Origin of the sequence: Embleya scabrispora DSM 41855 (assembly GCF_000372745.1) — a bacterium.
GTDB classification, from domain to species: Bacteria; Actinomycetota; Actinomycetes; order Streptomycetales; family Streptomycetaceae; genus Embleya; species Embleya scabrispora.
The window spans coordinates 149707-162612 of the sequence record NZ_KB889666.1 but is presented as its reverse complement, the minus strand read 5'-3'; the positions used below and the strand labels follow the sequence as shown (position 1 = coordinate 162612).

General features: G+C 70.6%; 9 protein-coding genes. 7 read left to right on the top strand and 2 right to left on the bottom strand.

Annotation, left to right across the window (positions count from 1 at the left end; translation table 11 throughout):
- Positions 1-1251 (bottom strand): GAF domain-containing protein (locus A3IC_RS0120920; RefSeq protein WP_040876916.1); only part of this gene is annotated, 1251 nt, incomplete at its 3' end.
- An 856-nt stretch (positions 1252-2107) separates the two neighbouring features.
- On the opposite strand from A3IC_RS0120920, the gene A3IC_RS0120905 reads away from it, so the two are divergent.
- The 7 genes from A3IC_RS0120905 to A3IC_RS0120875 all read left to right on the top strand — a co-directional run bounded on the left by A3IC_RS0120905 (position 2108) and on the right by A3IC_RS0120875 (position 12318).
- The gene (locus A3IC_RS0120905) at positions 2108-3340 is read left to right on the top strand and encodes an MFS transporter (protein ID WP_052173660.1); all 1233 of its coding nucleotides are present in this window, start codon (positions 2108-2110) and stop codon (positions 3338-3340) included.
- A 224-nt stretch (positions 3341-3564) separates the two neighbouring features.
- Positions 3565-7287 carry a nitrate reductase subunit alpha gene (locus A3IC_RS0120900; protein ID WP_020552003.1) on the top strand — a complete coding sequence of 1241 codons (3723 nt, stop codon included), beginning with the start codon at positions 3565-3567 and terminating at the stop codon, positions 7285-7287.
- Complete coding sequence (narH, locus tag A3IC_RS0120895; protein WP_106668953.1) at positions 7287-9020, top strand: nitrate reductase subunit beta; 1734 nt, start codon at positions 7287-7289, stop codon at positions 9018-9020. The genes A3IC_RS0120900 and narH overlap by 1 nt, the downstream gene beginning before the upstream one ends.
- Positions 9004-9645, top strand: a complete 642-nt coding sequence (narJ, locus tag A3IC_RS0120890; protein ID WP_020552001.1) for a nitrate reductase molybdenum cofactor assembly chaperone — start codon at positions 9004-9006, stop codon at positions 9643-9645. The genes narH and narJ overlap by 17 nt, the downstream gene beginning before the upstream one ends.
- On the top strand, positions 9642-10397 hold the full coding sequence (narI, locus tag A3IC_RS0120885; RefSeq protein ID WP_020552000.1) for a respiratory nitrate reductase subunit gamma: 756 nt from the start codon (positions 9642-9644) through the stop codon (positions 10395-10397). Before narJ ends, narI begins: the two co-directional genes overlap by 4 nt.
- Positions 10398-11037: 640 nt before the next feature.
- A complete protein-coding gene (locus A3IC_RS0120880; RefSeq protein ID WP_020551999.1) occupies positions 11038-11517 on the top strand; it encodes a hypothetical protein in 480 nt (159 codons plus the stop codon).
- Between the two features lie 555 nt (positions 11518-12072).
- A complete protein-coding gene (locus tag A3IC_RS0120875; RefSeq protein WP_020551998.1) occupies positions 12073-12318 on the top strand; it encodes a hypothetical protein in 246 nt (81 codons plus the stop codon).
- Positions 12319-12521: 203 nt separating this feature from the next.
- Here A3IC_RS0120875 and A3IC_RS0120870 read toward each other — a convergent pair whose 3' ends face one another.
- A complete protein-coding gene (locus tag A3IC_RS0120870) occupies positions 12522-12776 on the bottom strand; it encodes a hypothetical protein (RefSeq protein WP_158696035.1) in 255 nt (84 codons plus the stop codon).
- Positions 12777-12906 lie beyond the last annotated feature (130 nt).

The window sequence follows — 12906 nt, the reverse complement described above, 5'->3', positions numbered from 1 at the left end:
CGCGTCCACCGCGGATTCGACCCGCTCCAGGGCCTCGGGGTGCTCGATGAAGCGCGTCGCGCTCTGCAGCGTCATACCCGTGGCGAACAGGCGTTGGATGGCCAGGTCGTGCAGGTCCCGGGCGATCCGGTCGCGGTCCTGCAGCACGGTCAACAGTTCGGCGTCGCGGCGGCGCTCCGCGATCTCCAGGGCCAGCGCCGCGTGGTCGGCGAAGCCGGTGACCATGCGCACCACCGCGTCCGACAACTGCGGGCGCCCCGCCCGGTTGGCGACCTGGAGCACACCCCGGATGCGCTCGTGGGTGCCCAGCGGCAACAGGAACGCCGAGTCGAGATCGATCCCCACCGAGGCGCCCACCACAGAGCCCGGATCCCGGCTGAGACCGTTGACGGTGATCGGCTCGCCCGAGCCGAACACCTTGCCCATCAGGGTGTTCTCACCGGACAGGACCAGCCCCCGGGCATCGTCCGCCGTCGAACCCGCCGCGGCCTCCACGACCAGGTCGTCGGTGCCGGGCACCGGCACCGCCAGGGTCACCAGATCGGCGTCGGCCATGTCCCGGATGGTCGCGGTGAACGTGCGCAGGACGTCGGCGGGGCTGTTGCCGGAGAGCAGGCTGCGGGTCAGGTCCGAACTCGCGGTCAGCCAGCGCTCGCGTCGGCGCGCGTCGTCGTACAGGCGGGCGTTGTCGATGGCCACGCCCGCCGCCGCCGCGAGTGTGCGCAGGACCGCCTCGTCGTCCTCGTCGAAGTCCGCGCCGCCGCGCTTCTCGGTGAGGTAGAGGTTCCCGAAGACGGTGTCCCGGATCCGGATCGGCACGCCCATGAAGGTGTTCATCGGCGGATGCCCGGGAGGGAACCCGAACGAGTCCGGGTGCTCGGACAGGTCGTGCAGCCGTAGCGGGTGCGGGTCGCGGATGATCAGCCCCAGGATGCCGCGCCCGGTGGGATACGGGCCGATCCGCGCGATGGTCTCCTCGTTCAGGCCCACTGTCAGGAACCGGGCCAGGCGTTCCTCGTCGCCGATCACTCCCAGCGCCCCGTACTCGGCGTCGACCAGGGTGGTGGCCGACTCGACGATCCGCCGGAGCACGATCTCCAGGTCCAGATCGCCGCCCACCGACAGGACCGCCTCCAGCGGGCCGCTCACCCGATCCCGGGTCGAACGGACCACCTCCACGTGTGCCTGGAGTTCGTCCAACAACTCGTCCAGGCGCATACGCGGCAGAGCCGCCCGCTTGTCCGACGTCACAGTTCACTCCCGAGAATCGGTGGCCGGGGAATCGTTTCTCACGCCCAGCGTGTCAAACCACGCCCCACGCGTCACCCCTCGCCGACCGGCCATCGTCGTGATTCCTGATTCGACGGGGCCGGAAGATCGGGAGAGAAGGGCGGTTCGTGGGTCGAATCGCGTGGGACACCCCAGCCCCGGCCATCGGAGGTCTCACACGTCGAGGTCCCGGGTTCCCGGGCGGTCCACGCGCGGGCGAGGGCGGCCCGTGCGGGTTGCCAGGGATGCCCACGTGCCCTTGCCGCAAGCGGAGTTCGACGAACCGAGGAGCACGGTGCGGCCCCCGGCTGGAACCACCGCACGGCGAACGCGAGCGGTGGTCGTCTTCGTGGACGAGTACCGCGTTGTCCCTGTTGCCGCCGGTCCGCGCCACGTGGGCCCCGCGGGGCTGCACGCCGACGCTGCGGGTGCGGATGGGGAAACGGCCGAAGACCTCGCTGGTCGGCTGGTGCTGTCACCCGCCGAACGGGCCGCCGGTTGGCCGCCGGTCACCACCGGTCCATGCTCGCCGACTCGCGCGGCGCCCCTGCCGGACGGCCACCGCGGCAGCGCTTGGACCGACGCTGGTGGGATCGGGAGCATCCCGCACCGGCTGTTCCGACTCGCCGACGACGTCCCGCTGTTCGTCGAGGCAGACCTCGACTCGGTGCGGAGGACGACACCGTAGGGCCCGGGGATAGGGGCCATCCGGCCCTATCCGGGCGTGATCGCGTCGGAGATCCTGGCTGCGGCGTCCCACGTATGGATTGATGGCCTCAGCCGAGCCGAATCCCACTCCATCTTGAGGAGTTTGACGATAGTGAGCACCATGCCCCGAATGCCGGAGGTGGGTAGCGCAGTCGACGTTCACACGCACGGTCGCCAGTCGCTGATGCTCACGCTGGCCACTGTCGGCTTCGCGCTGAACTTCTGGGCCTGGGCGCTCCTGAGTCCGCTCGGGCCGCGGTTCAAGGACGACTTGCACCTGTCGTCGTTCGAACAGGCGCTGCTGGTTGCAGTGCCGGTGGTGGTCGGCTCCCTGGGCCGGATTCCCGTTGGCGCGCTGACCGACCGTTTCGGTGGTCGGGTGATGTTCCCACTGGTCACCGCGGCCACCGTGGTTCCGGTGCTGTATCTGGGACTGTTCGGGCATTCCTCGTTGAGCGCGCTCCTGGTGGGCGGCTTCTTCCTCGGCGTGGGCGGTACGGCCTTCGCGGTGGGGGTGCCATTCGTCAACGCGTGGTTCCCGCCCGAACGCCGGGGCTTGGCGCTCGGGGTGTTCGGCGCGGGAATGGGTGGCACCGCGATCAGCGCGCTTACCACGGTGAACCTGGTGAACGCCCATGGTGTCGCCGCTCCGTTCGTGATCACCGCGATCGTGCTGGCCGGCTACGCGGTGCTCGCGGCGGTCGTGCTGCGGGACGCACCCGGCCGGACCGCGCCGTCCGGCACCCTGGCCGGCCGACTCGCCGACACCCTGCGCCTGGGCGTCACCTGGCGGGCCTCGGCGTTGTACGCGGTCGGCTTCGGCGGGTATGTCGCCTTCTCCGTGTACTTGCCCACGTATCTCAAAACCGGATATGGGCTGACGTCGACCGACGGCGCCAACCGGATGGCAGGGTTCGTGCTGCTCGCTGTGGTCATGCGCCCGATCGGCGGCTGGCTGTCCGACCGCCTCGATCCCATCGGGGTACTGGCCGGAGCACTGGCCGTGGTGGTACTGGGAGCGACCGCCCAGGCATTCACCCCGGTGTTGGTGCCGGTGGCCACGATCGCGTTCCTCGCCATGGCTGCGGCCCTCGGGACAGCCAGCGGGGCCGTGTTCGCCCTGGTCGCGCTGCTGGCCCCGCCCGACAGGGTCGGCTCGGTCACCGGAGTCGTCGGCGCGGCGGGCGGTCTGGGTGGATTCGTTCCCCCCTTGTTGATGGGGTCCCTGTACGGCGCGTTCGGCAGCTTCGCGCTGGGCCTGGTCCTGCTCGCCGTGGTGGCCGCCGCGGCACTGGTGTTCACCGTGACCGGTGTCCGCACGTCCGTCGCGCGCCGCGAGCCGGCCGCGGACGGCCCACGCTGAGAGGCGGGAGAGGCGGGACGCGGTTCTTCCCGCCCGGACCGGGGCGGGCACGCTCCGGCGGGCCGACACCGTGCGCCGCCGTCACCGCGGGCCGGACCGGGCTCCGCACCCGCGACACCACTTCGCCTCCGGCCGGGCCGTGCGCCCGTTGCTCGCCCCAGGACCGAAGAGTAATCACGTTCGAGCACAGCGGCACGGGCCCTCGCGCCCGGGAAGGCGGCACCGTGAAGGCGAAGAAGGGCCCCGAACCCCGTCGGGTCGGTCTGGACAGCGATCTGACGGACGCCCTGGTGGGGAGTCGGCGATTCTTCACCCGGGCCGAGGTCTCCGGGGACCGGCGGGCCGTGTACCGGATCGGCGGCCGGCAGGCCGACACGTTCTACCGCGACCGCTGGAGCCACGACAAGGTGGTGCGCTCCACCCACGGCGTCAACTGCACCGGGTCCTGTTCCTGGAAGGTCTACGTCAAGGACGGCATCATCACCTGGGAGTCGCAGCAGACCGACTACCCCTCCGTCGGTCCCGACTCCCCCGAGTACGAGCCGCGGGGCTGCCCCAGGGGCGCGGCGTTCTCCTGGTACACCTACTCGCCCACCCGGGTGCGCTACCCCTACGTGCGGGGGGTACTGCTGGAGATGTACCGCGAGGCCAGGGCCCGGCTGGGTGATCCGGTGCTCGCGTGGGCGGACGTCGTCGGCGACCCGGAGCGCTCCCGGCGCTACAAGGCGGCCCGCGGCAAGGGCGGCCTGGTGAGGGCGACGTGGGACGAGGCGGCCGAGATGATCGCAGCCGCGCACGTGCACACGATCAAGGCATACGGTCCGGACCGGCTGGCCGGGTTCTCCCCGATCCCCGCGATGTCGATGGTCTCGCACGCTGCGGGGGCGCGGTTCTACTCGCTGCTGGGCGGGGTGATGCTGTCGTTCTACGACTGGTACGCCGACCTGCCGGTGGCCTCGCCGCAGGTGTTCGGGGACCAGACGGACGTGCCGGAGTCCGGGGACTGGTGGGACGCCGGCTACCTGATCATGTGGGGGTCGAACCTGCCGGTGACCCGAACCCCGGACGCGCACTGGATGGCCGAGGCCCGCTACCGGGGCCAGAAGGTGATCGCCGTCGCGCCCGACTACGCGGACAACGTCAAGTTCGCCGACGAGTGGCTGCCCGCCCAGCCGGGCACGGACGGCGCGCTGGCGATGGCGATGGGGCACGTCATCCTCAAGGAGTTCTTCGTCGACCGCCAGGTCGGCTACTTCACCGACTACGTCAAGCGCTACACCGACCTGCCGTTCCTGGTCACCCTGGACCGGCGCGGCCAGGGCCCCGACGCCGTGTTCGTGCCCGGGAAGTTCCTGACCGCCGCCGACCTGGGCGGCTCATCGGCCCGAGCCGAGAACGCGGCGTTCAAGACCGTGTTGCTGGACGCGGCGACCGACGCGCCGGTGGTTCCGGGCGGTTCGCTCGGCCATCGCTACGGCGAGGCGGGCGCGGGCATCTGGAACCTGGACCTGGGCGGCGTCGACCCGCTCCTGACGGTCGCCGGGGAACGGGCGACGAGCGCCGAGGTGCGGCTCACCCGGTTCGACACGACGGACGGGAGCGCGGCGGAACTGTCCCGGGGCGTCCCGGTGCGGCAGATCGCCGGGCACACCGTGACGACCGTGTTCGACCTGCTGCTGGCCCAGTACGGGGTGGCGCGCGAGGGCCTGCCGGGTGTGTGGCCCGGCGGCTACGACGACCCCGAGCAGCCGTACACGCCCGCATGGCAGGCCGCGATCACGGGCGTGGCGGGGGAGCAGGCGGCGCGCATCGCACGGGAGTTCGCCGCGAACGCGGAGGAGTCCAAAGGCCGCTCCATGATCATCATGGGGGCGGGGACGAACCACTGGTTCCACTCCGACACCATCTACCGCGCCTTCCTCACCCTGACAACGCTCACCGGCTGCCAGGGCGTCAACGGGGGCGGCTGGGCCCACTACGTCGGCCAGGAGAAGGTCCGCCCGATCACCGGCTACTCCGCGCTGGCCACCGCGGCGGACTGGAACCGGCCCGCCAGGCAGATGATCCAGACCGCCTACTGGTACCTGCACACCGACCAGTTCCGCTACGACCCCTTCAGCGCCGACACCCTCGCCGCGGCCGGCGCCGGCGGCACCTTCGCGGGCCGGACCACTGCGGACGTGATCGCCGCCTCCGCCCGGATGGGCTGGATGCCCTCCTACCCCACGTTCGACCGCAACCCGCTCCACCTCGTCAAGGACGCCGAGGCGGCCGGCCGGCCGGTGGAAGCCTACGTGGTGGACGAATTGAAGGCCGGCCGGATGCGATTCGCCGGGGAGGACCCGGACGCGCCGCAGAACTTCCCCCGAGTGCTCACGATCTGGCGCGCGAACCTGCTCGGCTCCTCCGCCAAAGGCAACGAGTACTTCCTCAAACACCTCCTCGGCGCCGACTCCGCGGTCCGCGCCGCCGAAGCACCCCCCGGTGCCCGCCCCCGCGACTTGGTGTGGCACGAGGACGCGCCCACCGGGAAGCTCGACCTGCTGCTCACCCTGGACTTCCGGATGACCAGCACCACGATCTACTCCGACATCGTCCTGCCGGCCGCGACCTGGTACGAGAAACACGACCTCAACACGACCGACATGCACCCCTTCGTAAACTCGTTCAACCCGGCCATCGCCCCGCCGTGGCACACCCGCACCGACTGGGACGCCTTCAACACCATCGCCACCGCGTTCAGCCGCCTCGCGGCCGAGCACCTCGGCACGGTCACCGACCTGGTCGCCGCCCCACTGCTGCACGACACGCCCGACGCCATGGCGACCCCGCACGGCCGCGTCACGGACTGGAAAACCGGGCAGTGCGAACCCGTCCCGGGCCGGACCATGCCGAAACTGATCACCGTCGAGCGCGACTACGCCGCGGTCGCGGACAAGATGACCGCGCTCGGCCCCCTGCTGGACACCCTGGGCGCCACCACCAAGGGCGTCACCTTCGACGTCACCCGTGAACTGGATTACCTGCGGCACAAGAACGGCACCGTGCACGGGGGAGCGGCCGACGGCCGCCCGTCGATCGCCCGGGACGTGCAGGCCTGCGAGGCGATCCTGGCTTTGTCGGGCACCACCAACGGCCACCTCGCCACCCAGGGCTTCCAGACCCTCGAGGCGCGCACCGGCATGCCGCTCGCGGACCTGGCCGCCGAACACCAGGGCAGGCGTGTCACCTTCGCCGACACCCAGCAGGGCCCGGTCCCGGTCATCACCTCCCCGGAGTGGTCCGGCTCCGAGAGCGGAGGGCGCCGGTACTCACCGTTCACCATCAACGTCGAGCGACTCAAGCCCTGGCACACCCTCACCGGCCGGCAGCACTTCTTCCTCGACCACGACTGGATGGCCGAGTTGGGCGAAGGGCTGCCCGTCTACCGCCCACCGCTGAACATGCACGCCCTGTTCGGCGAACCCGAAGTCGGGGACCAGGGTGAACTCGGCATCACCGTGCGGTACCTGACCCCGCACAACAAGTGGTCCATCCACTCCGAGTACCAGGACAACCTCTTCATGCTCTCGCTGTCCCGCGGCGGCCCGACCATCTGGATGAGCAAGGAGGACGCCGCGAAGATCGGCGTCCACGACAACGACTGGATCGAGGCGGTCAACCGCAACGGCGTCGTCGTCGCGCGCGCCGTCGTCTCGCACCGCATGCCCGAAGGCACCGTCTACATGCACCACGCCCAGGACCGCCTGATCGACGTGCCCCGTACCGAGACCAACGGGCGGCGCGGCGGCATCCACAATTCCCTGACCCGCCTGCTGGTCAAACCCAGCCACCTGATCGGCGGCTACGCGCAACTGTCCTACGCCTTCAACTACCTGGGCCCCACCGGAAACCAGCGCGACGAGGTCACCGTGATCCGGCGCCGCAACCAGGAAGTGACCTACTGATGCCCCGGAGAGCACAGACCCGCCGACGAGTGATGGCGCAGACGGCGATGGTGATGAACCTCGACAAGTGCATCGGCTGCCACACCTGCTCGGTCACCTGCAAGCAGGCATGGACCAACCGCCCCGGCGTCGAGTACGTCTGGTTCAACAACGTCGAGACCCGACCGGGGCAGGGCTACCCACGCCGATACGAGGACCAGGAGAAGTGGCGCGGCGGCTGGGAACTCAACAAGCGCGGGCGCCTGACCCTGAAGGCCGGGGGCCGGGTGAGCAAGCTCCTCAACATTTTCTCGAACCCCCGACTACCCGCCCTGGACGACTACTACGAACCCTGGACGTACGACTACGAGACACTCACCAACGCACCGCTCCAGGAACACACCCCCGTCGCCCGGCCCAAGTCGCTGATCACCGGCAAGGACATCAACATCACCTGGTCGGCCAACTGGGACGACGACCTGGGCGGATCACCCGACCACGGCGACAAGGACGTCATCCTGGCCAACATCGCCGACCAGGTGAAGCTCGAGTTCGAGCAGACCTTCATGTTCTACCTGCCCCGGATCTGCGAGCACTGCCTCAACCCCTCCTGCGTCGCCTCCTGCCCCTCGGGGGCGATCTACAAGCGCACCGAGGACGGCATCGTCCTGGTCGACCAGGACCGCTGCCGCGGCTGGCGCATGTGCGTGTCGGGCTGCCCATACAAAAAGATCTACTTCAATCACCGCACCGGCAAAGCCGAGAAGTGCACCTTCTGCTACCCCCGCGTCGAAGTCGGCCTGCCCACCGTCTGCGCCGAGACCTGCGTCGGGCGCCTGCGCTACATCGGCCTGGTCCTCTACGACCCCGACCAGGTCCTGCAAGCCGCCACGACCCCAAAGGACACCGACCTCTACGAGGCACAACGCGCGGTGTTCCTCGACCCCGACGACCCTCGGGTCATCGCCGACGCCGAGCACTCCGGCATCCCCCGGGACTGGATCCAGGCCGCCCAACGCTCCCCGGTGCACGCCCTGATCAACACCTATCGGGTCGCCCTGCCCCTGCACCCCGAGTACCGCACCCTGCCCATGGTCTGGTACATCCCACCGCTTTCCCCGGTCGTCGACCAGGTTCGCACCACCGGCTACGACGCCGAGGACCGAGGCAACCTCTTCGCCGCCGTCGAAGCCCTGCGCATCCCCATCGACTACCTCGCCCAACTGTTCACCGCCGGCGACCCGGCCCCCGTCGACGCCGTCCTGCGCCGGCTCGCGGCCATGCGCTCCTACATGCGCGACATCAACCTCGGCCGCGAACCCGACCCGGCCATCCCCGCCTCCGTCGGCATGGGCGAGGAGCAGATGTACGACATGTACCGACTGCTCGCACTGGCCAAATACGACGAGCGGTACGTCATCCCGCCCGCCCACGCCGAACAAGCGCACAGCCTGGAGGAACTCGCCACCGAGTGCAGCCTCGACTACGAGGACGGCCCCGGCATGGGAGGCTCCGGCCCGTTCGGCGACGCCTCCGGGACCCCCACACCGATCGCCGTGGAGAACTACCGCCTGCTGCGCGAGCGCCAGACCGCCGACACCCCGGCCACCCCCCACGCCGAGACCACACGGGTCAACCTCCTCAACTGGGACGGCAAAGGCCACCCCCCGGGACTCTTCCCCACCTCGGCCCCACCCACGGACAACACCGAGCCGAACCCGGAAAAGAGCAGGCGCGATGACCGCGACCGATGACCACCACACCGCGGCCTGGCAAGTCCAGTCCCTGCTGCTGGCCTACCCGGACGAGCAACTACGCGACCGGGCCGCGCTCCTGCGGGCCGTCACCGAGACCCTCCCCGAACCGATCGCCACGCCCCTGCGCCGCTTCCTCGACCACCTCACCGGCACACCGCCGAGCGAACTGGCCGCGGACTACGTCGCCACCTTCGACCACCGCCGGCGCTGCTGCCTCTTCCTGACCTACTACGCCCACGGCGACACCCGCCGACGCGGCGTCGCCCTGCTGCGGCTCAAACAGACCTACGCGGCGGCCGGGCAGGTCCTCACCGACGACGAACTGCCCGACCACCTCGCGGTCGTCCTCGAGTTCGCCGCCACCGGCGCCCCGGACACCGGGCGCGCACTCCTCCAGGAGCACCGCGCCGGACTGGAACTGCTGCGCCTGGCGCTGGGCGACGCGGGCTCGCCCTGGGTCGACGTCCTGGACTCCGTCTCGGCGACCCTGCCGGCCCTCGGCCGCGATCAGCGCAAGGCCGTGGCCGCGCTCGCCGCCCAAGGGCCGCCCGAGGAGCAAGTGGGACTCGCGCCGTTCGCACCCCCCGAGTTCATGCCGCNGCCGACCGGAGAGCGCCGATGAACCCGCACGCCGCGACGCCGGCGGACACCGGAGCCCTGGACTCGCTCCTGTGGGTCGTCCTGCCCTACCTGGCCCTGGTCGCCTTCGTCGCCGGTCACGCCTGGCGCTACCGGTACGACAAGTTCGGTTGGACCACCCGATCCTCCCAGCTCTACGAGAACCGGCTGCTGCGAATCGGCAGCCCGCTGTTCCACTTCGGCATCCTGTTCGTCGTCCTGGGCCACATCGGCGGCCTGGTGATCCCCAAGAGCTGGACCGAAACCGTCGGAGTGAGTGAGCACACCTACCACCTCGCCGCCGTCACCCTCGGTACCGTCGCCGGCGTCGCCACCCTCGCCGGGCTCGCCATCCTGATCTACCGACGCCGCACCGTGGGGGCGGTGTTCCACGCCACCACGCGCAACGACAAGCTCATGTACGCGGTGCTCGCCCTCACCCTGGCACTGGGCCTGGCCGCCACCGTCGACTCCAACATCGTCGGCGGCGGCTACGACTACCGCACCACCATCTCCCCATGGTTCCGCTCCGTGTTCTCCTTCGACCCCGACCCGGCACTGATGAGCGGCGCCCCTCCGCTGTTCCGACTTCACGCCCTCAGCGCCCTGCTGCTCTTCGGTATCTGGCCGTTCACACGCCTGGTCCACATGCTCACCGCGCCCGTCGGCTACCTCACCCGCCCCTACATCGTCTACCGCAGCCGGGATCCCCAACTCTCCGCACGAGCCCCGCGACGCGGATGGGAGCGCACCTGACCCGCGCCGCTCGCCGGGAATGGATGTGCTCTGTAGCCCGTTGGTAGTCTCGCCGGGCGTGTCCGCCTCTTGGCCCAGATAAGACTTTCGTCGTCGATGATCCGGTCAACGGGCTTGCTGTGGCGGTCGGTTGGCAGGAACCGTCGGCGAAGAGAGCGCAGCCGGCTCGGCCGGAGGGAACCCGCGGCGCTCGAGCGCCTGGGCGTGCCCGTGCCCGGCAACCGGCGCCGGCCGGTGCGGAGCGACCTGGCCAAGTACGCCGAGGAACTGGCATCGGGATCCGAGGCCACCCTGCTGCGCCGGATCTGTGGAGAGATCAACCGGCGCATCGAGCACACGATCACTCCGCAACGACTCAAGAGTGGTTGCGCGTGTGGCCCTGGGCTGCTGCTCTGCTCCTCGATGGACCGCCACCGCGCGAGGGGTCCGGGCATGGCATCGGGCCCTTCGGCTTGGCCCGATCCCGAAGACGACCGGGACCGCGACGACGACATGGACGCGGGGCGACGGGTCGAACACCGGAGCGCGGTGTCGGACCCGCAGGGCACCCGCGCGGGCGGTGTCCCGACGCTCGAGGAGCTCGTTGTAGGAGGCGACGCACACCGCGGGTGTGCCCCGGATCCGAAGGGAAGCCCCCGCCGTGGCCCACGAACCCGTCGCCGACGACGACGCGCGCACCGCCATCGACCTGATCGCCGCGTACGACCGCGCGATCGCGTACGCGTTCACCAACCGTAGCGACCACGAGGGCCACGACCGGATCGATACCGAGGCCGTCGTGCGCCGCCTTGCCCCGTGCGGCTGCGGGCGCCTGGAATTCGACGGCCGCGACGTCGACCGCACGGCCCTGACCTCGCTCGCCCTGCGGGCGGGGTGGACGACCGCCGCCGCGGTCCTGCTCGCCGCGCTCGACTACGCACACCGCGCCTGGGGCTGTACGGGCCAGGCCAACGTCATCCGCGAGATCCACGGGAGCCGGCCAGGGCGGCGCGAACCGGTCGAACTCACCAGACTTCTGGGCCGGCTCATGCGGATCCAGGCGGCCGGGACACCGTGCAACGCGATCGAACCCGCCTTCACCCGGGCGGCGGACCGGGCGGCTGGTCACTCTTTCGGGTGAACCCCGCATACCGCCTGCGGATTCGTTGCCATGATGGGTGGGCACCCTCTCGTCGGGTCCACACAATCACCTGCGTGTCCTGTGCGGGCTGTACCCGACGGTGTTGCAGGGCCCCGGCCTTCGGCCGGGGCCCTGCACGCGTTCCGGACCGGGAATCCGGCGTGCCCGCGCTGCCCGGGCCGGCTCGCTCGCCTGGTTCGAGGGTCGAAGGACGGGATCATGCCGCGCGAAAGGGGCCGCGCACATTCACCGGGCACTCGGCGCCACGTTCACCGCCCTTGAGACCTTCTCCGACCTCAACCGGGATGTCGCGTTCACGGACGTGTCATGCCGAGCCGCCGCTTGCCGTCCGGGGGAGCGTTGCGAACGTGGAACCGGTGTGGCCGGCCCAGCGTCGCGAGAGCGTCCAGGATGAGGGGGAACGCCGACAGGTACGCCGCTGCGGTGGCCGAGATGAGCGGGAGGGCGGTCGCGTTCGGGTGAGAACGTTCCCGATCTTTTGGACGAGACGCGTTCCGCCGACACCGTGACGGCGCGGGAGGGCCGGGGGTCGTTGTGGAATTCGACTGGGACGACGGGTCCCGCGCCGGTCTGTTGCGGGTCGCCGATCCCGACGACTCCTCGTGGTTCGACGTGGGCGGCTACCTCCGGAACTGGACGGTCGAGGCGGCGCGCGACGCGGTCGCCGCGGACGCGCACATCCCGATCGCGCTCCTGCACGACCCCGACCCCGCGATACGGGTCGACGTTGTCCGGGACGGGCTCGCCGGCCGCTGCGGGCGATCCGGGTCGTCGAACTGACTGGAGTACGTCTACCAGGTGCAGTATCGGCTGTGGGAACTGGCCGAGGCGGAGGTCGCGGCCGGGCGGCCGATGGACCGGGCGCTCGCCGCGGTCTTCCGCCGGACCGTCCTGGTGCGCAGCGCGCGGAGATCCAGCCGGCGGGGCCGTTGGTGCGGCTCTCTATCGCGTACCAGATCTTGTTTCCTCGATGTTCCGGCCCTTCACCGTGCGGGCGATTTCGACGTGGTAGCCCGTTGGGCGGCGAACCGAGCTTCTTGGAAACGGCGTTGGGCTCGCTGCGGATGTGCCTTGGGCGCGTTGACGACGTGGCCGAACATGCCGAGGCCCGACCCGGGCGGCATGCCCGCAACCGCGGCGGGCGTGCTCGCGGGAGCGGCGCCGACGGTCCCGGCGGCACCGACGGTGAGGAGCAGGCCGGAGGCGGTGGGGACGGCGGCGGTGCGCTTGGCGTTCATGATGACCTCCACGGGTGGGGCTGCCGGTCCACTGCGATCCGGCTGCCGACACCACGGTGGTGCCGCCGACAGGCCGCCGCGCGTCCGCAAGGCCGTCGTCACCGCTCGCGGACACGCGTGGTTCCCCGCA